Source organism: Arthrobacter sp. alpha11c (assembly GCF_054149985.1).
The window spans coordinates 980,985-1,002,903 of the sequence record NZ_CP196747.1 but is presented as its reverse complement, the minus strand read 5'-3'; the positions used below and the strand labels follow the sequence as shown (position 1 = coordinate 1,002,903).

Here is a 21,919-nt window from a genome sequence, read left to right as displayed (position 1 = left end):
TTCAAAGCACACGACGTCACGTTTGGCGCGGTTTCCCATCTACTTGGCGTCGCCTGTTATGCCGGTCCAGGGTTGCAGGCTCCTAACGTTGAAGCTAACCAAGGCTCCTCAGTGGAGCCGAACAACGCAACAAAGGAGAGGGAACGAGATGACACGCGAAGAAGCTTTTACACACTGCCCTTCCGACTCTTACGTGGAGCTCTACGGCAACCAGTGGCTCATCGTTCCGTTTGCACCGGTCGCACAGCCACAGTTCTTTATCTGCACACCAGGCCAGCGGAACTCCTCGGCACGCTAATTGAACCTGCCTTCAAAGCCGCAGCCGCAAGGCCCATGGGGATCATCCATCTTGTGATTGAGTGAAGCATGGCTGCGCCCATTGAGGAATATGCGCTCTTTCTGATCTCCACACCGGCCCCCTTGTTTCCCGCCAGGGCAGTGTGGATTGGCTTTGCTTCCCGCGCTTGGACTCGCCCTCGGCCTTCGCTTCGGAACAGTACGCGCGCTCTGGCCGCCGGACTGAGGCCAACAGCCTGATGGGTGCCCTGGTGGGGCTTTCAAATGACCTCGGCCTGCTCAGCGAAGAATATTCCATGAAGGAAAAACGGATGGCCGGAAACTTTCCACAGGCCTACTCCCACCTTGCCCTGATTCGGGCCGCTGACGCAATGCACAGCGAAAGCGTCTAAGCCTTGGAACCCGCGCTGTTCTTGTACCGGGATGCTTCCCTGTAGGCCGTCGGTGGCATCCCATTCCACCGTTTGAAGGCGATGGTGAAGCTCGTCGGGTCTGTATAGCCCAGGGTGCGGGATATCCGTGCCACAGAGTGGTCCGTTTTCGAGAGCAGATCGGCGGCAAGGTCACGCAGGGCTTTGTCCCGCAGTTGGGCAAAGTCGTCACCGGTTAGTTCAAGCTTGCGTTGCAACGTGCGGGAGGAGACCCGAAGTGTTGCTGCCACATTTGCCAGTTTGCGATTGAGCTCGGGCGCGGCCCTAATAATCTTCATGACGGTGTCAGGCCAATCGCCGGTTGCCCTGAGGTCGTCAAGAATCTGGTGATCCGCTTTGAGCCATGCTTCGTGCTGGAAGGCGTTACCGAAGGGGAGCTCGTGGACCGATGTTGCCGGATCCCACCAGAGCCGCAGTGCGTCGGAGCCACAGTCGATGGCGCAGGGGACGTAGGGGAGAACCTCGGGGGAGGCTTCTGCGAGAGGGAATTCGACCTGGGTAAAAGGGAAAGGGCCGCCGTACATCCACGTGAAAGTTCGGGCAACGACGCAGAAATCGCGATAGACGCTGAACGGGATGAGTTCCTCGGGGGTATCGGGGTAGGTGAACTCCATACCGGTCACCGTGCCATCCAATGTCCGAAGAGGCCTGATTTCCATCAGGCCGGGGGCGTAGTCTGTCGAACTGCCAGCTTCTACCCAGGCCTCAATGGTCGGCGCGGTAGCGAGGGCCAGTCCGCGAATACCGAAAGAGCCCAGTGTGTAGGCCTGTGCGGCCTTCACCCAGAGGTCGACGCGATCTTTTGTGAGAGCGACGAATTGCAGTTGGAAGGCCAACTCCTTCTTGGCGGGAATAGTGCCTCCCGGACGGTCTATGGCATCGGGGTCGATTTCTGCGTTTCTGAGCGCAGTTTGCCAATCAAGATCCGCGTCCTTTAACACTGCGCAGAGTCCGTGAACGCTGAAGTTGGGTAACCGCAGATTCTGGTAAGAGCTTAGTTTCACTGCTGACCCCTTTCACCGTTGACGAAGAGGCGCTCCAGCATCTCAGGTCCCAAGGCGAAGGGCCGCAGCGGCGCAGCATGTGAAGCACGTCACCAGCTTTGCATCCCACGCCATGTCTTCACAAGAGCCCTGGCTTGACGCGGTTTCCCATCTGTTTGGCATGTCTTGCCATGCCGCTGACCTCACCTACGCACCTAACGTTGAAGCCCTAAGCCAGGGCCGGCAGTGAAGCCGGCGCACTGATATCAAAGGAGATCCGGTGAGCTTATCCATCACCCAAAGCCTTGAACCTGCAGTCACTGCCGACGAATTCAAGGCGGCATTCCGTAACCATCCGGGCGGCGTCGCTGTCATCACGGCGGACGCAGGCAACGGACCCGTCGGCCTGACGGCAACTTCTGTCATTTCCGCCAGTGCCGAACCCCCGATTCTGGCGTTCTCGGTGTCGGAATTTTCGTCCAGCACCCCGACCATTCTTGCGGCAGAAACCGTCGTCGTGCATCTCCTGGGCGCCGACCAGGTGGACATTGCCAGGCTCTGCGCCACCAGCGGGATCGACCGCTTTGCTGACACCTCTCTCTGGTCCCGTCTCGAGACGGGGGAGCCCTACTTTGTGCAGGCCCACACCTGGATCCGGGGCAGGATCATCAACTCAATGGCCGCCGGTGGATCGTCCATCGTGGCCGTCGAGGCGCTTCAGGCATCGCCGGCGCTCTCAGGTGAGGCGGCACCCGCGGACCCGCTGGTCTATCACAACCGGCGCTGGCACGCCCTTGGGGATGCATCCCAAATCTGAACCGTGACCCCGCGGTCATAGCAATTCCAACCACTTCTACACGCAATTTCAATCTTCCCGAAAGGACGGCGATTATGAGCATCGCATCCAACGAAACTTCAATCGACAGTAGCGTTGATCGCGACTTCGTCGCGGATTACACAGTCGAACGTGACAAAGGCCCGATGGTCGGAGGCGACAACGCTTTCAAGGTCGCAATCTTCGGGGCGAACGTGTCCACGGGCCAAGGCGGCCTGAACTTCGCCGAAAACTCCATCAAGCTCGGCAACTGGGGCGAAGTGCAGCATCTCGCACAGAAGGCGGACCAGTACGGAGTGGACGGATTCATCCCCATCGCGCGCTGGCAGGGGCTCGCCGGTCCCGATCGGCCCTGGGGCCGTCAGTTCGAGACGTTCACCTGGGCGGCGGGGCTCGCCGCGGTGACGCAGAACATTCAGATCATCGCCACCTGCAACGTGCAGTTCATTAACCCCGTGATGGGCGCGAAAATGGTGACCACGATTGACCACATCAGTGGTGGTCGCATGGGGCTGAACGTGACAGCGGGTTACTTCAAGCCCGAGTACGACATCTTCGGCGTCGAACTCCCCGAGCACGACGTGCGATACGAGCTCGCTGACGAATGGATTGAGATCGCCGAGCGCCTGTGGGCGAACGACGAGCAGGAGTTCGACTTCGACGGCAAATTCTTCAATCTGAAGGGCGCGCAGGCGCACCCGAAGCCCATGCAGTCCCCGCGCCCGATGGTGATGAGCGCTGGTTCAAGCCCCGCAGGCCAGGAGTTCGCGTTCAAGCACGCAAACGTCCTGTTCGCATCGGTTGCCAGCGTCGAGCACAGCGGCGAGCTCACGCCGAAACTGCGGCAGAAAGCCGACGCCGCTGGACGCGAAGACCTTGGTCTGTGGGCGGGCGCGCACATCATCGTCAAGGACACCGAGAAGGAAGCACGCGCCTACGCCGACTACGTCACGGAAAACACCGATTGGGAGAGCGCGCTTCGCTATCGCGAGATCATTCGCAGCGGCACGCAGAGCTTCAACTGGGATGAGTACAAGCAGTCCGAGGACTACAAGCGTGACGAGTCCGTGAGGGCCTTTGGCCGCGCTGCGCTCATGCCAATCACTGGTACACCCGAGATGGTGGTCGAGGAGCTGCAAAAGTTGCAGGCCTCGGGCATCACGGGCATCTGCACCGGGCTCGTCGACTATGACGAGGGCCTCGACCGGCTGAACGAGCAAGTCTTCCCGCTGATGCGCGAGGCGGGCCTGCGCGCCTGACCGCGAAGCGTCCATCCACGAAGCGTCCATCCACGAAGGAGTGAACACAGATGACTTTTCCTGATCCCAAAAAATTCCAACTCGTCGTCGCGGGACCGAACGAGGCCGGTGACGCCGACTTCCTCGAAGTCGGCCCGGCAGCCGAGTTCGATTTCCCCGGCGTGGCAGCGGGTGCCTTTTACTGGGCTGTAGACGGGGGCCACAGCAAAACTAACATCGGTGCCCCGCCAAACAGGGTCGCCCTGGCGGGACCCAATGGATCCACCTTAGGTATCAGCAGCTTCCCTGCACACTCTTCCGGGGAGGTGGACGCGGCGACGCTGGACGAAAGCATGAGCGCCACGGAGGACGACGGCGACGCCGGAATGCACGCGAGCGACACCATCGACTACGAGGTGGTCATCTCGGGCAAAGTGGACCTGGTACTCCCCGGGGGAAAGAAGCGCACGCTTGTTCCGGGGGACCTGCTCGTCATGGCCGGCGTCCCCCACGCCTGGAAGAACCCGTACGACGAGGACTGCGTCTACGTCGTGGTAACTGTCGGTTTCAACACCCCCGAGGTCGCATCATGAGTCCGACCTCACCCGGCAAGGCCCTTCGCGCGGTCTTCGACAGTCCCGAGACGGCTCTGGTGCCATTCGGCGCCTTGCCGCTCCACGCGCAGATGGCGCAGCACGCTGGTTTCGGCGCGTTCCAGCTCTCCGGCGGCATGTCTGCCTGGTGGCAGGGTGTCTCGGACACTGGATGGCTCACCCTGACCGAGGTGGTTGAGCACGCAAAGCGCACTGCCCGCGCAGCTGACATCCCGATCTATTGCGACGCCGATACTGGCTTCGGTGCGCCAATCAACGTGCAGCGCACGGTGTCCGAGTTCATTGACGCGGGCGTCGCCGGAATCCACATTGAGGATCAGCGGGAGCCCAAGAAATCAGGCGGTGTAGCCGGGATCGAATTGGTTTCGGACGCCGAGGCTATCGGACGACTGAACGCCGCCGTCGATGCCCGGGACAAATTGGACAGCGATTTCGTGATCGTTGCCCGCACTGACGGCTATGGTGCCGCCGGCGGTGGCGTGGACGAAGCGATCCGCCGCGCGCAGCTCTACAAGGCCGAGACCGGCGCGGACGTCATCTTCTATGAGGGATTCCATACGTGGGAGCAGGCCGAACTCGCGCTGAAGGAGACACCCGGGCCCGCCTACGCCGTCGGAGTTCCGTTGATCGGCCGTAAGACCGTCGCCGAGATGACGACGATCGGCCAAGCCATTCAGCCTGTGGCTTTCGTGCTTCCGGGGGTCAAAGAGGTTTGGCGCTTGCTCATGGAGGTCAAGGAATCAGGCGAGGCCACGCCCATCGGCGAGTACATCGACCACTTGAATGATGATCCCGACAGCATCGGTTGGGGCGCAATGTTCGGTCGGCCCCTCACCGACTACGTGCGTGAAACCGAGGACAGGTTCCTCCCGCAGGAATCTCGCCGCAACTATGACAACAACGTCCATGTTGGAGAGAGCTACTAATGAATGAGGAGCGACTGATGATGAAGGACAAAGCCGGACTCGTCACCGGCGCGGGCTCGGGCATCGGACGGGCAGGTGCTCTGGCGTTCGCGAAGAATGGCGCGCGCGTAGTGGTTTCAGATATCGATGAGGCCTCCGGGCGCGAGACGGCGGAGATGATCACCGAATCCGGTGGAAAGGCTGTCTTCTTCCAGTGCGATGTCAGCGATGAGGAGCAGGTCAAAGGCCTCGTCGACGCGACGGTGTCGAACTTCGGTCAGCTGGATTTCGCTTTCAACAATGCGGGGATGAACGGTGTCTTCGCACCCATTGGGGAGACTGACAGCGCCACCTGGGATCGAGTCATGAAGGTGAATCTCTACAGCACTTTCTACTGCCTCAAGCACGAAGTCAACGCGATGTTGAAGACCGGAGGCGGTGCGATCGTGAACACTGCTTCTGCTGCGGGCTTGATCGGCATCGCCAACAATGCGCCATACACGGCCTCGAAGTTCGGCGTTGTTGGGATGACAAGGAACGCGGCCATGGACTACGGGCCCCTGGGCATCCGCATCAACGCTCTCACGCCGGGGTCGACGACGAGTCCCATGATGAAGAACGCTTTCGAGCAGAACCCCCCGGAATTCCAGGAAAGGATCCTCTCGGCGATTCCGATGCGCGGGCTGGCGGAACCCGAGGACCAGGCAGATGCGGTCGTGTGGCTCTGCTCGGAGCAATCACGCATGGTTACCGGAATCTCCCTGACGGTCGACGGCGGTTGGCTGGCTGGAAAGTAATGGCAACGCCCGCCAGCTTCCACAAGAAATGGAGTAACTGAAAAATGAACGATCTTGATTTCAAGGGCCGGGTGGCAATTGTCACGGGCGCAGGACAGGGAATGGGCCGCGAGCATGCAAAGATGCTTGCCTCCCGCGGGGCGCGGGTGGTCGTCAACGACGTCAACGTGGCGAACGCCGACGAAGCCGTGGCCGAAATTGCCGAAGCCGGCGGCATCGCAGTGGTTGACAGCAATAACGTCGTCACCAATGCGTCTGACATAGTCCAGACGGCACTGAACTCCTTTGGGCAGCTCGACATCGTGGTGAACAACGCCGGAATCAACGCTTTCGGCCGGTTCTGGGAGATGGAGCCCGAGACGTGGTGGCGCATCTTCGATGTGGCCGTCAAGGGCGTGGTCGGAGTCTCGCGTGCTGCCATGCCGCATCTCATTGCCTCGGGCAGTGGCCGGCTGATCAACATCTCCTCGAACGGGGTCATGGGTGTGCCGACCGACTCGGCCTACAACGCTGCCAAGGCCGCGATCTGGGGTCTTGGTATCACCCTCGCGGCCGAGGCTCGTGAGGTGGGAGTTCAAGTCACCACCCTGATGCCGGTTGCCTTGACACCGATGACGGAGGACGCCTTCCCCAATCCCGTCGTCAAGGACGCCATGCGAACCAACGTTCCGGCGAGCTCTGTGTCTGCTTTCGTGACGTGGCTGGCGCACCAGGACACGACAGTCTTCGGCGAAACGTTCGAGATTGCCGGAGTCGCTGCCGGTCGCGTGGCGATTGCCGGCATGCCACGAATGAGGGTCGAATCACCTACGCCCGAGAGTTGGGCCGACAGCGGGGAGGCGCTCATGAAGGACGGGGAGCTGCGGGCATTCCGCAACGCGAGTGAGTCGTTCCGTGACCAAATGGTGTACTTGGCACCCGAATTGGACACGGTGCTCCCGGTCGACGCAGCGGATGTATCTCGGTGACGGTCGCGGCATCAACCACCACGTAGACGCAAGATCAAGGCCAGAACCGGCTCACAAACAAGACAAGGATTCTCATGAAGATCGGCATTCTAGGAGCAGGATCAATCGGCGCAACCCTCGCCCGCAAACTCAGTGGAGCGGGCCATGATGTGAAGGTCGCGAATTCCCGCGGCCCCGAAACCATCAGTTCGGACATTGTGGCGTCGGGAGCCAGGCCCGTAGAGGCCAGCGGCGTCGCCACCGACGTCGATGTCCTCATCACGTCCATCCCGCTCAGCCGGATGCCAGAGGTCAAAACCCTTATCGCCGACCTCCCGGCCAACGCCGTCATCGTCGATACGTCCAACTACTACCCCCTGCGCGATGGGCGGGTGGAAGCCCTGGAAGACGGGATGGTCGAAAGTGTTTGGATTACCGAGCAGCTCGGGCGCCCGGTTGCCAAGGCCTGGAACGCCATCACAGCGGGTTCCTTCGAGGAGAAGGGACGCGAAGCGGGCGATGCCGAACGGATCGCCATTCCAGTGGCAGCGGACAGCGATCGTGACAAGGCGGTAGCCATGGCTCTCGTCGAGGAGACCGGGTTTGACGCGGTCGACGCCGGATCCCTGGCGGACTCCTGGCGTCAGCAGCCCGGAGCGCCCGGCTACTGCACCGACCTTACGCGCCACAAGATACCCAACGCCCTGGCTGCCGCCGAAAAGGCCCGGATCCCACAGCGACGGGACATCGTGCTGACGGCCATTACCGAACGCTTCCCGAACTATTCGGATGTTAGCGCAGAGTACATCGTCCGGCTCAACCGGGCCATCTACAGCTAAACCCGTGACAATTCGCCGTATACGAGCTGCAGCGGACAAACTGCGTGTCCTGGTTGCCAATCAGGAGCTGAACGAGAACATGATTCGCTATTGCCGGGGCATGGACCGCAAGGAACTTGACCTCATGAAGTCCACTTACTGGCCTGAGGCGACTGAGGATCATGGGATGTACGTGGGTCTGTCCCATGACTTCTGTGACTGGGCGTATTCCATGAGGCGGGAGTCCTCCCACAAGGCCAGCCACTACGTCACCAACATGCTCATTGAAATCAATGGCAACCAGGCCAAGCGCGAAACCGCGTTTATCTATCGGACCGTGCCGGCTGACAGCGGCCCTACCGATCTGCTTTTTGGCCGTTACCGGGATCTCTGTGAGCGGCGCCAAGGCCAGTGGAAGGTGCTCGCGAGGACTTGTGTTTGGGACGGGGCTCAACGGCTCGGTCCGGAAGCGGACGTAGCCGAACTGTTCGGCATCCCACCCACGTCCAATTTCGGCGACCGCTATCCCCACGACCCGACCTATGCCACGGATTGGGGAAGTACATCCCCTGTCCAGACCATGAATGCAAAGGAGCATCTCAATGACTAGCGATCGAATCCTCGCTGGAAAGCACATTCTCATTACCGGCGCCGGTCGCGGCCTCGGCGAGGCGTATGCACGCGCCGCCGCAGCGGAAGGTGCCCACGTCGTCGTCTCCGACATTAATGCCGAAAGTGCCGCGGCTGTGGCGGAGTCAATCATTCGGGAGGGCGGCGAAGCGTTGGCGGTCGGTGCCGACGTCACCGACTGGGACAGTTGCCAGCGGCTTGTCGCCACTGCCGTAGAGCGCTTTGGGAAACTTGATGGCCTGGTAAACAACGCCGGCTACTTGGAGACGGTGACTGCCGGGCAGGAGACCCAGGAGCACATCCGCCGTCACGTGGACATTAACGTCTGTGGTACCTACTTCATGTCAGTCCATGGTCTTGCCGCCATGGACGGACGGGGATCGATCATCAACGTGACGTCGGGCGCGGTTGTGGGTCTTCGGATGATGAGTGCCTATGCTGCAGCCAAGGCGGCGATCGCCTCGTTGACTTTCGCCTGGGCAACCGAGTTCGGCGCGGAAGGTGGAGACATCCGGGTAAACGCCATGGCACCCCACGCCGACACACCGATGATGACGGCCGGCACCGAGGCGTACACGAAGTTCTTCGGCGGAAACCCCATCGCGCCGCCGCCGTCCACAAACGCTCCAGTGGTGCTTTATCTCCTGTCCGACCTCAGCAAGGGAGTAAACGGCCAGGTGGTCCGTTTTGCGAACGGGCATGACCTCATGCTGCTTTCGCACCCGGCCGTCGTCGACTCCGCCCTCACCCGCGAGTCATGGACGCCCCTTGATGTCAGCGCTGCGTTCGATGACGTGCTGCGCGCCAGGATGCAGCCGTGCGGCCAACTGACGTACATGGATTCCCGCATCACGGAGCCAGAACTGACGGAGTTTGCAGGAGTCAGCCAGTGAACGAGCGGAATGAACCCGCGAGGCGCAGCGTCGACGTCCTGATTATCGGAGCTGGTCCGGTGGGACTTTCGGCGGCGATCCTCCTGGGACGGTTCGGCGTGGACACACTCGTTGTCGAGCGACGAACCGAGCGCTCGCGCCACCCCAGGTCCCGTGCGGTCAGTTGCCGCACCATGGAGGTTTTCCGCGAACTCGGTCTCACGGAAGAAGTACGGGCTGCGGCGCTTCCTGGCGGACCACGGCGCCTGCTGGGAAGCGATGCCGTATCACCGTGGCGTTCTGTAGTCACCAGCAGCGGTGCTGACGGCCCCGCCGATACCAGCCTCGGTCCGGAGACCCTGGACGTGGTGCTGTGCTCACAGGACGCCCTTGAGCCCATCCTCGTTGACGCGGCCCAGGCAGAGGACACGGTCACGATCGAGTTCGGGAGGACGGTGTCGACGGTAAAGGACACAGGGACAGAAGTCCTCGTGTCCATAGCCGATGATGATGGCTCTGTGGACGTTGCCGCAAAATATGTCATCGCGGCCGACGGCGCCGCCAGTCAGGTGCGCACTGCCCTGGGGATCGGGACTACGGGCGATCAGGACCTGCAGACGGCGGTGAGCGTGCTGTTCCGTTCGCCTGTTATCCAGCGGCGCACGGGCGATCCGTCCAGCTTTATCTATCTCGATAATCCGGACACGATCGGGGCTGTCGTGATCGCTCCCGTGGACGCGACCGATCGGGTCGCGATGCTGGGCCGCCCACTGGTCATGGACAGGGTGCCCTTCGAAGACATTGACTGGACAACGCAAATCCGGGATGCGATCGGCGATCCTCACGAGTCGGTGGAATTAATGGACGCCCGGACCTGGACTGTGGGCGCTTGGGTCGCTGACAGCTACCAGTCGGGCCGGATCCTGCTTGCCGGAGACGCGGTGCACGTCATGCCTCCTTACGGCGGCTTCAACCAAAACACCGGCATTCAGGACGTCCATAACATCGCCTGGAAGCTGGCAGCAGTCCTCAAGGGCTGGGCTGATCCTGCCCTCCTGGCCACCTATGAAGTGGAGCGGCGGCCGGTGGCAGTGTTCAATTTGGCTGAAGCCGTCCGCAACTTCCGATCCATTGTGGGCAACGCCGATGAAGGCCCTCGCTCCTTCCGGCCGGAAAACTTTTTACACCCCGGCCTGGACATTGGATTCCGCTACGACCGTGGAGCAGTAGCAGGACCCACATCGCCCGATGCCGGCTGGCCGGTGGGAACCTTCATCCCAACTGCTGCCGTGGGTGAACGCGCCCCGCATGTCTGGCTCAACGCCGAGGAGACTGTCTCAACGCTTGATTTGTTCGGACGCGAGCTCACCATCCTGGCCCGCTCCGGTTCCGAGCCAGCAAGGGCGGCCGTGCGACGCGCAAACGCCCACGGCATTCCTCACCGTTCGGTGACGTTCGGGCCCTCAGGGGACTTCGTCGCTGCCGAGGCCGAGTGGGCAGCCGCCTACCGTGTCAACGGGGACGAAGCCATCCTTGTGCGGCCGGACGGCCACGTGCTTGGCCGCCTGGACAGCGAGGACCCCGGTGCCGTGGACGAAGCCCTGCTCGCCTACGCCGGGCGGTCACCACGATGATCCATGCAGAACTCGACCTGCCACCGCCGGGAGATCAATGACAGGGTGACCGCGCAATTCCTGAGGCGCATTTTTCAATTCCCACTATTGAGAACTCGCGCTATTTGTATATTAGGTTCGTATTACGAGAGTTTGACAGTGGCTAAGCAAGTAATCGTGTAGCCGCAAACTCATCGCTCAATCACAGAAATAAGGAGATTCACGATGGCGTGGATAACGTTTGATGATTACAAGGACAAGTACCAGCACATCAAATTGGAACGTGACGAGGATGGCATTCTGCTGGTCACGTTCCATACGGATGGAAGCGACGTCGTCTGGGGTGTGGGAGTCCATGACAATGTTTCATCGCTCTGGGATGACATCAGCAGGGACCGGGGGAACCGCGTTGTCATCATCACCGGAGCGGGCGACACCTTCATCGACAAGGAAGCCCCGATTGATAACAAGAACTGGGTAACCCCTGAGATCTGGCTAGGCCTTCATCACGACGCCAAGCGCCTTGTGCTCGGCCACCTCGACATCGAGGTTCCCATGATTGCCGCAGTAAACGGTCCGGCGAGGTATCACAATGAGCAGGCGCTGTTGTGCGACATCGTCATCGCTTCCGAGGATGCCGTGTTCGCCGATCATGCACATTTCTCCCAGGGAAACATTCCCGGCGACGGCATGCAGATCATCTGGCCGCTGGTCATCGGCCTGAACCGGGGCCGGTACTTCCACCTCACCGGCCAGGAGATCACTGCGCAGCAGGCATACGAATGGGGCGCCGTAAACGAAGTCGTGCCCAAGGATCAGGTAGTCACCAGGGCATATGAACTTGCCCGAATGCTTGCCGCGAAGCCTACGCTGACGCTGCGTTCCACGCGGATGCTGATGGTGAACGAGCTCAAAAAGACCATGAATGACGCGGTCAGCCACGGAATGATGACCGAAGGTCTTGTTGCCATGGGCGAAGGCTGGAATCCGACTCCGCTCACGGGACCGGAGCTGGCCGCGGGTGTAAAAACTCCGGCCTGACGCAAATGAAAGCGCCGACGACTTGAGATGTCGTCGGCGCTTTCTGCTCGTGAATCACTTGCAACAAACTGTCAGGAATAACCGAAGTGGCGGGCCTTGCGGGCCCAGGCTGCCGCATCGATTGCTTCCATGATGGGTATGTAAGCGCCGCCTTCTGCTTCGCCCTCGAGCAACTCACCACGCGCGAGGAGGGACAGATTCTCGCGAAAGCCCGCTACGGCACCGTTCACTGTGTTGATGACCAGCAGCATCTTTACACCGGCGTCTTCGAGTTCTTGGCGCTCTTCCAGGGTGGGATTCTTTACGGTCACCATGACGTACTTGCCTGGGACGACTTCTGAGAGCTTGGGCAAGTCGAGAAGGGGGTAGCCGCACGGATAGAGCATGTCTGCGCCGGCAGCAGAATAGGCAGCCATGCGTTCAGCGAGGTTGTCGAAGCCAAAGCGGCTGGCATCCGATCGGGCCACGATCACCATATCCGGGGACGTCCGGGCTTCCACGCAGGCACGGATGATGTCACTCATCTCCTCGACGGTTCGAAGTTTGAGTTGCGGCTTCCAGCGCTCCCCGCCGTCTCTGGGTGTCCAAAAGTGCTTCGTTGCAGGCACCATGTCTTCGACCAGCAGGGCTGCGACGCCGGCTTGCTCGGCAAGTTGGACGCCACGGAACGCTTGAAGGGGTGATCCTCCTGCATCATCAAAGTCGAGAATGAGTGGCAGGTCTGTAACTGCGGTGATGCGCCTGCCGGCCTCGATGAGTTCTCCCTGGGAGATAAAACCGTTATCCGGCACCCCGTAGTGGAAGTTGGAGTAAGTGCCCCCGGCGATAAGCACGACATCGAAGCCGGCTTGCTCAATCAACTTCGCTGAGAGTGCATCGTAGGCTCCCGGCGCGATGATCATTTTGGAATCCGCGAGCAGTTCCCGGAGTCTTTGCGCGGGTTTCATGGTTATTTCCCTTCATTCCGTCCGAAATTGTGGCTAGCACGAGAAAGAAGAAATCCTCGTGGAAAGTAGCAATGTTACTATCATATCACGGTAGTAACATTCACCATTTGAAATAGCGAGATCAGCAATCCGCAGCTCTCTTCCCATCATGACGACCCAAAGGATGAACGATGCAACAAACCCAGCCTCAAGCGGGAGCAAGCAACAAACAGAGTGAGCCAAGCGTTCACGTCAGCAACTCCGGGGGAGTTCGCATCATGACGATCACCCGTCCGCACAAGCGAAATGCCATTGACCGCCCCACAGCACTGGCGCTTGCAGCTGCGTTCGATGCGTTCGACGCCGATGATTCTGCAAGTGTCGCCATCCTCACCGGCGCTGGCGGATACTTCTCGGCAGGCGCTGACCTCGTATCGGTTGCAGCGGGAGACGTCCCGGTCCTTGAAGGACGTGGTTTCGCCGGCATCACCCGTCGGCCGCCCGTGAAACCCGTCATTGCCGCCGTCGAAGGCTACGCCTACGCAGGGGGATTTGAGCTTGCGCTCGCATGCGATTTGATCGTGGCCAGCTCAACGGCCTCGTTTGCCCTTCCTGAGGTAAAGCGGGGACTGATCGCCGCAGGCGGCGGGCTACTCCGCCTACCGGACCGTATGCCGTATCACATCGCGATGGAGCTGGCGCTGCTGGGAGAGCCGATCACTGCGGCCCGCCTCGCCGAGCTCGGCCTCATCAACAGGCTGACGGAGCCGGGCAAAGCACTCGACACAGCACTGGAACTCGCCGGGAAAATCCAGCTCAACGGACCCGTTGCAATGAAGACTGCCAAACGCATAATTTCGGAGTCGCGGTATGCAGCAGCGGAGGCGCGCTTCGCTGCCCAGGAAGAAATCGTTGCTCCGTTGCGAAGCGGACCGGAAGCGCGTGAGGGTGCCCTGGCCTTTGTGGAACGGCGCGACCCCGCGTGGGCAGTCGCTGCGCAGGGCAGCGATAGCCGCTGAGTAAACAAATGGAAGTCTGGCGTGGCTTCCTACGTCATTGGCGTCCTATGCCGTGTCGCTCAGGGGCCGCCCCCTCTTAGCGTTATTTCAGAGCAAAGTTCGGTTGAAATGCCGCAGCACTGACATCCATAAACACGAAAGGCCAAGGCAAGCGATGCCCGAAAATCACCAGAAATTGCACTTCGGACCGGCGCGAACAGAACTGCACGTAGGCGTTGATCTCGAGCGGATGCGCCGAGAGCGCGCTGACCGTATGCGGGCACTGATGCGCTCCAAGGGCATACCTGCGCTGCTGCTCACGGGCGCGGACAATGTGCGTTATCTGACGGGCTTTTGGTGGGGAGAATTCTCGCTCCAGGTGGGCTATGCATTGTTTTTCGCAGATGAGGAACCAATCGTGTTCGCGCCAGCGGGATCCCTCCAGCAAATGCCCGACCAGGCTCCATGGATCACACAGTGGCGCCCAGCCATCTCTTGGCTCGGCGGTGTGGCACCCGGTTCTGCAATTGCCGAACTGTCGGCCGTTTTCGCAGCCCAGATCCGCGATGAACTTGCATCACGATCTCTCCAGGGCGAGCAGTTGGCCGTCAGCGAGATTGATGAGCCCGGTATGAATGCCCTGGCCGATGCGGGTATCCAAACAATTCCGGGGCTCCCTCTCTTGCTCGAATGCTCAACGATCAAGACCGCTGATGAAATCTCCTGCATCTCGATGGCGGCGAGTTTGAGCACTGCAGGGTTTGAGGCTACGCGGGCCGCATTGCGGCCCGGAACCAAGCAGGCCCAGATCGCTTTGATGGCCCGTCGCGCCATTGAAGATGCCGGCGCGGAAGTGGGAGCCGCCCGTCTGCTCTCCGGACCACTGTCGTTCCCCCGCGGGATCAGCGGTGGAGACCGCATCGTTGAGCATGGCGATCTCGCCTACCTCCTCACCTGCGGAACTTCCTACATGGGATACACCGCGTGTCTCTACCGCCAATACGTCGTGGGCCGCGCCCCGACCTCAGCCGAGCGCTCGTCCTATGCAAAGCTGACGGACCGTTTGGATCTGGCGATGTCGCTCATGAAACCCGGCGCGAGCACAGCTGACGTGGCCTCCGTACTCGCACCGGCGGAAGATCTTGGCTTTCCGTCCGAGGCGGAATGTTTCAGCATCGAACTGGGTCACGGGATCGGCCTGGTCAACGCAGGGTCCCGGGCAATCCACTACAACCCGCCCACCATTACGCGCTCGTGGTCGCTTGACCATCCTGAGGAGATCCAGGAAGGCATGGTCATTGCCATCGAAGGTATCGAAGGGCAACACCGCGTCGGAGGCGTACGTCTTGAGAATCTCGTTGTCGTGACGGCAAATGGCGCGGAACTGCTTGACCACTACCCGCGCCTGGACATGGTCCAAACTGCCGGGTGATTATCCCCGGCCAGACCGATTGCGAAAGCGAAACACCGAAGGTTGCCATGACCCTGATAGTTGAGAAGCACGTCCCTGTCGCAATGCGCGACGGCGTTATCCTCTCTGGAGATGTGTATCGGCCAAGTGATGGGGAACCGCGCTCCACAGTTCTGATACGAACGCCCTACTGCAAGGATGACCCCGCGCACGCCAACACGTGGATTAACGTCCTGCGCGCCGTGGAAAGCGGCTGGGCGGTGGTGGTTCAGGATGTACGGGGCCGGTTTCGAAGCGAGGGCGACTTCGTTCCTTTTGTGAATGAAGGCAATGATGGTGTGGACACCATCCAGTGGGTGCGCGGGCAGCCGTGGTCCGACGGCAAAGTGGGCATGGTGGGCGGGTCATACGTAGGTATCAGCCAGTGGTTGGCGGCGGCGAAGAATCCTGAAGGCCTCATTGGCATTGTTCCCGCTGTGACCGCCGACGACGTCCATTCCGGTTGGCTTTACGAGGACGACAACGTCGTGTTGGGATTCCTTGCACACTGGGTTTCGATTCTCCTCGCAAGCGCCGGTATGGATGAAAAAAACCGTCCGCGGATCGCAGGCCTGGAGCGGAGCGTCGCAGAGGGGAAAATCCGTACTTTTCACCAACTCATCGACGAGGCGGGGGAATTCGCGCCGTACCTGCGCGACTGGCGGGATCGTAGCCGTTCGCTGGTGGATCCGGAGCTGGCTGGGCACGTTGTGGTGCCGGCGTTTGTCATCGGAGGCTGGTTCGACATTTTCCTTCCAGGAACGGTTGCCAGTTTTGTCCGACGAGAGGCCATGGGTGCGCGGAATCTCCATGATCGCCTCTTGATAGGGCCCTGGGCGCACGGTCTCATGGGCGGCTGGTTCCCGGCGCGCTTCTTCGGTCCTGCATCATCGTTTGACAGCTTGGACCCGACCTCCCTTCAACTCGGTTGGCTGGAGGAAATACGCGACGGCCGAAACCGCGCTGACCACCCCGTCAGTGTTTTCTCCATGGGAGCTGATGAATGGCGATGCTTCTCAAGCTGGCCACCGGATGACGCCCGCCGAATGCGGCTTCAATTACGCTCCAGCACGCCGGACCGTGCTGAAACGAGTGCGGGTACCTACGGCGTGCTGTCGCTGGAGCCGCCCGTACCGACGATCGGCGGGCGAACATTCTTCCCGGGCTACAAGGTGGGCGCGAATTCAGGTCCGCGAATGGTGGACGCATTGAGTGGGCGCCACGACGTGCAGACCTTCGTTTCAGATCCACTGTTCGAAGACGTCGAGATCCTGGGGACGGTCACCTGCAGGCTCAAGGTGGCGGCCACTGGTCCCACGCCTGTGGTCATCAAGCTGGCAACACTGGATGACAACGGCTCCTCGGAGCTGCTCTGCGAGGGGTCCTCATACAGCAGTGGGGACGGTGGAAGCGGGAAGCCAATCACGGTGGATCTTGGATCCACCGCGATCCGGCTTTCGAAAGGAACCCGCTTGTGCGCTTACCTTGCCAGCTCAGATTTTCCACGGTTGGAGGACGGCCCCCGGACGTCCCTGGAAGTTTTTCATGGGGAAGGGGGGGCGGTACTGGAACTTGACGTACTACGGCTGGGTTGAGTCTCCTTCTTCTTCGTCGAGGCGACGGGCTTCCATCAGGGCATCGAGGCACACCTGGAAGTGCTCCTCGTTGGTAAATCGATGAAGCGGGACCGTAATCGTCAGAGCAGTGCGGGGGCGTTGCGAGCCTTCGAAGAGAGGAACTGCCATGCCGCAGACACCCAGGACGTATTCCTGGTGGTCCAGTGCGTAACCACGCGATCTGGTCACCTCAAGATCGGCCAAGAATTCAGGAAGGGTAGTGATCGTATGCTCGGTTCGCCGCGTGAGTTCACCGTCTACGGACCGGATCCGTTCCAGTTGTGATTCCGGACCGAAGGCGAGGAGGGCCTTGCCTGAGGCGCGAGCATGAATGTCGCCGGAAACGCCAACCCTAAGATCCGCTACCCGAACCGCGTGGCTGCCCTCCTCAACGGCGACCACAGTGACAGTGCCGCCTTGCCACGCGGAAAGGTAGGCGCTTTCGCCGGTAGCATCAACCACCATCTTCAAGAGACGCAGCGCCAGGGGCGAGGGACGCCAGTCGTCTTCCACGCGCGAACTAAGATCCAGGATTTTCCCGGCGGCGAGTTTGTAGGTGCGCTCGTTACGCTCCAGGTAACCGGCATGTACAAGCGTCGCCAGCAAATGGGAGGTCGTCGCAATGTGCAGGTTTACTGCGCTCGCGATGGACTGGGCCCGCATGGGCTCCTTCGACGCCGCAACGACATCAACGATGTTCAGGGCACGGGCAACCGACTGCACCAGGTCCTTCGGAGCTTCGCTGTCGGGGGACGGTTTGTCGACTGCCTTAGTTGTACTTGCCATGCGGAAATCATACGCACATGGCGAAAGGAGAGCTACAGCGCCATGAGAAGGAGTCGGTACCCGGGGACAGCATTTTATCCGTTGACAGCAACTAGAAAGCTAGCGTAGTTATTACATTATGAATGCAACTATCACATCAAGAGAGTTTGAGCGGGATGGCGACGCTGCCAGGCCCGCTGCGGGAGCGGAATCTGTTCAGTTCGTAGCTTCTGCTCCTATAGGAAAAGTGGGGCAGATAGGGATCCTCGTGCCGGACCTGGACGAGGCCATCGACTTGTACGGCCGAGCCTTCGGCATCGACGAGTGGACTTGTTACAGCTATGACCAGGAGTTCATGCCCTGGTCACGCTTTGGCGCCGAGGAAGGCGCTTTTGCCATGAAGCTCGCCATGGGCGGGTCCAATCCCCAGATCGAGCTCATCCAGCCATTGGCCGGTCCAAGTATTTATCACGAGTTCACCGAACAGGGGCGCACCGGCCTGCACCACTTGGGCGTCTTCGTGGACAGCTTGGATGACGCGATCACACTCATGGAAGGGTCCGGATATCGGGTTACACAAACCGCGCGTGGCTATGGCCAGGGCGGCGACGGCGGATTTGCCTACTTCGATACCGAACGTGATCTCGGCGTCGTGGTCGAGGCAATAGAAGTCCCCGCCCGCCGCAGGCCGGGGACCATCCGACGTACTGGAGGAATGTAAATGTTGGATAGCAAGGCCGTTTTGAGCCCGGTGCGCATCGATAACCCTCTGAAGGCAGAGAGTGTGGCGGTGGTTGGCCCCTCCCGGGACGCATGGAAGACCTCAGGACGGACACTGGATTACCTTGCCCGGCTCGGCTTCGAGGGGCGGTATTACGCAGTCAGCAGCGTGCACAAGGAAGTGCTTGGTGTACCCACCGTGGAGAGCCTCTCCGACCTCCCCGAGGTGCCCGACGTTGCCGTCCTCGTGGGACCGGCCGACAGGGTCATCGAGGATCTTCGCGAGTGCGTGGCGCTCGGCGTCCCTTTCGCGGTGGCCTTCGCTGCCGGCTTCGGTGAGACCGGCAGGCACGACCGCGACGAGTTGCTCCGTGCAGAATTGGCCAAGGGCACCACCCGACTTATCGGCCCCAACTGCATCGGCTTTATGCACGTGGGCCGGTCACTGACCGCAACGTTCTCCTCGGTCCTGCAGCGTAGTGCGATTCCGGCAGGTCACGTGGCGATGTTCAGCCAAAGCGGCGGACTGGGAAACGCGCTCATGCAGTCCCTTTCCGCACGCGGCGCGAGCGGCTTGAGTGCATGGGCCAGCTCAGGAAACGAGATTTCTACGGGCTTTACCGACTGGGCGCAGTGGTTGGGCGCTGATCCGGACACGCATGTCCTCACCTGCATCGTCGAGAGCTTCAGCGCAAACGACGACCTCGAAGCCGCTGCAACCGCTGCGGGGGACCGCGGAATCCCGGTCATCGTCCTGAAACTGGGACGGTCCACCCGCGGCGCGATGAGCGCCCAGTCGCATACCGGGAAGCTGGCGGGCAGCGGCCGTGTCGCTCTGAGCGTCCTGCGCCACCGTTTCGGAATGGTGTGTACCTCGCCTGAGCAACTCCTTGATTTGACCGAGACGTTCGACGTCTTCCATGGACGGCTCTCCGGCGGTGACCAGGAACTGACGGTCGTCACGACTTCCGGCGCCCAGGTGGGGCTCTGGAACGACCTGGCCGATGACCGCGGCCTGACTTTCCGGGATCTTGAACCAGATGCGCTCCAATCAATCGGCGATGCGGTTGGCAGCAATCACCTCGGCAACCCCATCGACGTCGGAGTCCAGTCATCCACTGCCGACTACCTGCGCATCCTTGAACGGGTCTTCGCCACGACGTCGGACGGTTGGGTTATCGTGACGGCGACCCGGCTCGCGCACGATTTCGATGAGTTGGCGGCCGGTATCGCCGGGATGAGCATCCCGGCGGGAGTGCGCGTCATGGTGGTCCCGTTGTCCGAGGACGACCGGGTCACGGCCGCCCAGGCCGGGATCCTGCGCAAAGCAGGAGTGCTTTCCCTGCCTACAGCGGGGCGTGCGCTGGATGCCATCGCGGCCGCATCTTCATGGGCCCACGTCCAAAGAACCCGTGCCAACCGCGGAGATCTCGTGGGGAGGGCCCTCAAGACGACGACGACTGACGGGACGTCCAACCTGACGTGGCGTGAGGTGGCTGAATCCTTGGCGGAATCCGGTGTCCCTGTGCCCGCCAGCCGCGCCGTCCGTGATGTCGACGGCGTTGTCCAGGCTGCCGAGGAGATCGGCTTCCCAGTGGCGATCAAAATTGACGACGCCGAGATCCTGCACAAGGCAGACGCCGGCGGCGTTTTCATCGGCGTCAACGACGCCGACAGCGCGCGTGCGGCAGCCACCCAGCTCGCATCCCTCCAGGGGGAGGCCGCGACGATCTCTGTCCAGGCGATGGCACCAGGGAAGACCGAAGTCCTCCTGGGGCTTCGACGCGATCCCGAATTTGGTCCGGTCCTCGTCATCGGCGCCGGCGGCGGGATGACTGAGGCAATCGACGATATAAGTATCCTTCCGCTCCCGGTGTCCCGGTCGGAGGTCCGGCAAGCCATCTCTCACGCGCGCGTTGTGGCCACCAGCCTTCGCGGTGAGGCCGGTGGGAAGACCCTCGAGGCCCTTACGAGCAGTGTGATCGACATAGTTGCCTGGGCCGAACGGCACGGGAACATCCACGAGTTCGAATTCAATCCCATCCTTGCGGACCCGGCGACAGCAACCGTCACGGTCGTCGATGCTGTCGTCTCAGTCCACACCACCTCGATAGGACCAACAACATGACCAGCGCAGCTACCGCCGTACCGGCAAAGCAGATCACCGATGAAGATGTCGCGTACATGAAGAGCTTCATCGGTGAGTCAGCCGTTATTGTGCAATGGAACGAGGAGGCCAGCACCGACTCGATCCGCCACTACGCGTGGGGGATCGGCGACGAGAACCCGCTGTGGCTATCCGACTCGTACGCGCAGACAACGCGGCACGGTACCCGGATTGCACCCCCCACCTTCCTCTACTCTGTGTGTGACGCCGAAGTCGCAATGGGCATGTCAGAGGGCCTCCAGGCCATTCATCTTGGTGCCGACCTCGACTTACGCCGGCCGATCCGGCTGGGGGAGCGGGTGCGGGCCCGCGCCTTCGTCGAGGACGTACGCGAACGGGTTGGCCGCCGGTCGGGCCGCCTCGTGGAGCAGGTGGGGCGCACCGATTACTTCGTCGGCGAAGAGCTGGTCGGGATCGTCCGTAACACGATCGTCTGCGTGGCTCGAAGTTCCAAGGCCCAGCGGATGCACGAACCGCGAGACCCCCATGTCTACACGGACGAGGAGAAGGACCAGATCCGAGCCGCGATCCTTGCTGAGGAGATCCGCGGTCAGCGCACGCGTTTTGCTGAGACGGTATCCGTCGGCGATGTCGTGCCGCAGGTGGTCAAGGGTCCGCTCGACCTCATCACCATGACTGCGTACTACGCGGGCGCAATCGGTACCGCCGGCTACCGCGGCGTCGAGACCCGAGTGCGCCAGCAGGAGCGAGTGAGGAACGGCGACCCAAACGCGCCGACGAACCTCGGTCCCGAGCACTTCCTCTCCGAGCCCTTCCCGAGCTTGGGACACCAGGACGCTGCCATGGCGCATGCGATCGGTATGCCGGGCGCGTACGACAACGGCAACCAGCGCGTGTCGTGGATGTCGCACTGCGTGACCAACTGGATGGGCGACGACGCGGATCTTGTGTCGCTTTCGGTCCGCATTAAGCAGCCGGGTGTCTTCGGTGATACCCAGTGGATCGGAGGCGAGGTCACGCGCGTGTTCCGCGATGAGACCCATGGAGCATGCGCTGAACTCACACTGAAGGCCATTAACCAGTTAGGTGTGGAGACCACGAGCGCCGTAGCGATCGTCGCCTTGGCCGAGACCCGCACGAGTTGACGCTAACCGGGTGGATGACTGGCTGACGCATTTTCCCGCCATATTGGCGTCCATTGCCATGCCGGTCCTGCCCCAGCGGCTCTTAGCGTTATTTGTGAACCGTTATTTGTGAACGAGGATCGGCAAAGAAGCCGACGCACTGACATCAAA

General features: G+C 61.2%; 21 protein-coding genes and 1 pseudogene. 19 read left to right on the top strand and 3 right to left on the bottom strand.

What is annotated here, in order from left to right:
* Window positions 1–148: 148 nt before the first annotated feature.
* Window positions 149–298: a hypothetical protein gene (locus ACTAQJ_RS04625; protein ID WP_498701060.1), complete on the top strand. Its 150-nt coding sequence runs from the start codon at window positions 149–151 to the stop codon at window positions 296–298.
* 193 nt (window positions 299–491) lie between these two features.
* Window positions 492–689: pseudogene (locus tag ACTAQJ_RS04620) on the top strand (glycoside hydrolase family 15 protein); the annotation flags it as partial.
* Here the strand turns inward: ACTAQJ_RS04620 and ACTAQJ_RS04615 are convergent.
* A complete protein-coding gene (locus ACTAQJ_RS04615) occupies window positions 686–1,732 on the bottom strand; it encodes an AraC family transcriptional regulator (protein WP_498701058.1) in 1,047 nt (348 codons plus the stop codon). The pseudogene ACTAQJ_RS04620 and the gene ACTAQJ_RS04615 overlap by 4 nt on opposite strands.
* Window positions 1,733–1,991: 259 nt before the next feature.
* On the opposite strand from ACTAQJ_RS04615, the gene ACTAQJ_RS04610 reads away from it, so the two are divergent.
* The 11 genes from ACTAQJ_RS04610 to ACTAQJ_RS04560 all read left to right on the top strand — a co-directional run bounded on the left by ACTAQJ_RS04610 (window position 1,992) and on the right by ACTAQJ_RS04560 (window position 12,021).
* Window positions 1,992–2,528: a flavin reductase family protein gene (locus tag ACTAQJ_RS04610; protein WP_498701056.1), complete on the top strand. Its 537-nt coding sequence runs from the start codon at window positions 1,992–1,994 to the stop codon at window positions 2,526–2,528.
* A 74-nt stretch (window positions 2,529–2,602) separates the two neighbouring features.
* Complete coding sequence (locus tag ACTAQJ_RS04605; RefSeq protein ID WP_498701053.1) at window positions 2,603–3,805, top strand: LLM class flavin-dependent oxidoreductase; 1,203 nt, start codon at window positions 2,603–2,605, stop codon at window positions 3,803–3,805.
* A 50-nt stretch (window positions 3,806–3,855) separates the two neighbouring features.
* A complete protein-coding gene (locus tag ACTAQJ_RS04600; protein WP_498701052.1) occupies window positions 3,856–4,377 on the top strand; it encodes a cupin domain-containing protein in 522 nt (173 codons plus the stop codon).
* Window positions 4,374–5,324, top strand: coding sequence for an isocitrate lyase/PEP mutase family protein (locus ACTAQJ_RS04595; protein WP_498701050.1), 951 nt, complete (start codon window positions 4,374–4,376; stop codon window positions 5,322–5,324). The genes ACTAQJ_RS04600 and ACTAQJ_RS04595 overlap by 4 nt, the downstream gene beginning before the upstream one ends.
* Window positions 5,325–5,341: 17 nt before the next feature.
* A complete protein-coding gene (locus tag ACTAQJ_RS04590) occupies window positions 5,342–6,100 on the top strand; it encodes an SDR family NAD(P)-dependent oxidoreductase (RefSeq protein WP_498701048.1) in 759 nt (252 codons plus the stop codon).
* Between the two features lie 44 nt (window positions 6,101–6,144).
* Window positions 6,145–7,068, top strand: coding sequence for an SDR family NAD(P)-dependent oxidoreductase (locus ACTAQJ_RS04585; protein WP_498701046.1), 924 nt, complete (start codon window positions 6,145–6,147; stop codon window positions 7,066–7,068).
* 74 nt (window positions 7,069–7,142) lie between these two features.
* Window positions 7,143–7,886 carry an NADPH-dependent F420 reductase gene (locus tag ACTAQJ_RS04580; protein ID WP_498701045.1) on the top strand — a complete coding sequence of 248 codons (744 nt, stop codon included), beginning with the start codon at window positions 7,143–7,145 and terminating at the stop codon, window positions 7,884–7,886.
* A 4-nt stretch (window positions 7,887–7,890) separates the two neighbouring features.
* The gene (locus ACTAQJ_RS04575; protein WP_498701044.1) at window positions 7,891–8,475 is read left to right on the top strand and encodes a nuclear transport factor 2 family protein; all 585 of its coding nucleotides are present in this window, start codon (window positions 7,891–7,893) and stop codon (window positions 8,473–8,475) included.
* Window positions 8,468–9,388, top strand: a complete 921-nt coding sequence (locus ACTAQJ_RS04570) for an SDR family NAD(P)-dependent oxidoreductase (protein WP_498701042.1) — start codon at window positions 8,468–8,470, stop codon at window positions 9,386–9,388. The genes ACTAQJ_RS04575 and ACTAQJ_RS04570 overlap by 8 nt, the downstream gene beginning before the upstream one ends.
* Entirely contained in the window at window positions 9,385–11,001 is a 1,617-nt protein-coding gene (locus ACTAQJ_RS04565) for an FAD-dependent monooxygenase (protein WP_498701041.1), read from the top strand. The genes ACTAQJ_RS04570 and ACTAQJ_RS04565 overlap by 4 nt, the downstream gene beginning before the upstream one ends.
* Window positions 11,002–11,205: 204 nt before the next feature.
* Window positions 11,206–12,021, top strand: a complete 816-nt coding sequence (locus ACTAQJ_RS04560) for an enoyl-CoA hydratase/isomerase family protein (RefSeq protein ID WP_230116537.1) — start codon at window positions 11,206–11,208, stop codon at window positions 12,019–12,021.
* A gap of 71 nt (window positions 12,022–12,092) precedes the next feature.
* Here ACTAQJ_RS04560 and ACTAQJ_RS04555 read toward each other — a convergent pair whose 3' ends face one another.
* On the bottom strand, window positions 12,093–12,968 hold the full coding sequence (locus tag ACTAQJ_RS04555) for an isocitrate lyase/PEP mutase family protein (RefSeq protein WP_498701040.1): 876 nt from the start codon (window positions 12,966–12,968) through the stop codon (window positions 12,093–12,095).
* 257 nt (window positions 12,969–13,225) lie between these two features.
* Between ACTAQJ_RS04555 and ACTAQJ_RS04550 the strand changes: the two genes are divergently transcribed.
* From ACTAQJ_RS04550 to ACTAQJ_RS04540, 3 genes are all read left to right on the top strand, one after another.
* Window positions 13,226–13,966: a crotonase/enoyl-CoA hydratase family protein gene (locus ACTAQJ_RS04550; protein WP_498701038.1), complete on the top strand. Its 741-nt coding sequence runs from the start codon at window positions 13,226–13,228 to the stop codon at window positions 13,964–13,966.
* Window positions 13,967–14,120: 154 nt separating this feature from the next.
* Window positions 14,121–15,377: a M24 family metallopeptidase gene (locus ACTAQJ_RS04545; protein WP_498701035.1), complete on the top strand. Its 1,257-nt coding sequence runs from the start codon at window positions 14,121–14,123 to the stop codon at window positions 15,375–15,377.
* A gap of 47 nt (window positions 15,378–15,424) precedes the next feature.
* Window positions 15,425–16,990 carry a CocE/NonD family hydrolase gene (locus ACTAQJ_RS04540; RefSeq protein ID WP_498701033.1) on the top strand — a complete coding sequence of 522 codons (1,566 nt, stop codon included), beginning with the start codon at window positions 15,425–15,427 and terminating at the stop codon, window positions 16,988–16,990.
* Here ACTAQJ_RS04540 and ACTAQJ_RS04535 read toward each other — a convergent pair.
* The gene (locus tag ACTAQJ_RS04535) at window positions 16,976–17,797 is read right to left on the bottom strand and encodes an IclR family transcriptional regulator (protein ID WP_477517192.1); all 822 of its coding nucleotides are present in this window, start codon (window positions 17,795–17,797) and stop codon (window positions 16,976–16,978) included. The two genes, ACTAQJ_RS04540 and ACTAQJ_RS04535, sit on opposite strands and share 15 nt — an antisense overlap.
* Window positions 17,798–18,023: 226 nt before the next feature.
* Here ACTAQJ_RS04535 and ACTAQJ_RS04530 point away from each other — a divergent pair, with 226 nt between their 5' ends.
* Genes ACTAQJ_RS04530 through ACTAQJ_RS04520 form a run of 3 tightly spaced genes read left to right on the top strand, consistent with a single transcriptional unit; the run spans window position 18,024 to window position 21,769 of the window.
* Window positions 18,024–18,497, top strand: a complete 474-nt coding sequence (locus ACTAQJ_RS04530) for a VOC family protein (protein ID WP_498701031.1) — start codon at window positions 18,024–18,026, stop codon at window positions 18,495–18,497.
* Window positions 18,498–20,624: an acetate--CoA ligase family protein gene (locus ACTAQJ_RS04525; protein WP_498701028.1), complete on the top strand. Its 2,127-nt coding sequence runs from the start codon at window positions 18,498–18,500 to the stop codon at window positions 20,622–20,624.
* Window positions 20,621–21,769: an FAS1-like dehydratase domain-containing protein gene (locus ACTAQJ_RS04520; RefSeq protein WP_498701025.1), complete on the top strand. Its 1,149-nt coding sequence runs from the start codon at window positions 20,621–20,623 to the stop codon at window positions 21,767–21,769. The genes ACTAQJ_RS04525 and ACTAQJ_RS04520 overlap by 4 nt, the downstream gene beginning before the upstream one ends.
* Window positions 21,770–21,919: the final 150 nt, after the last annotated feature.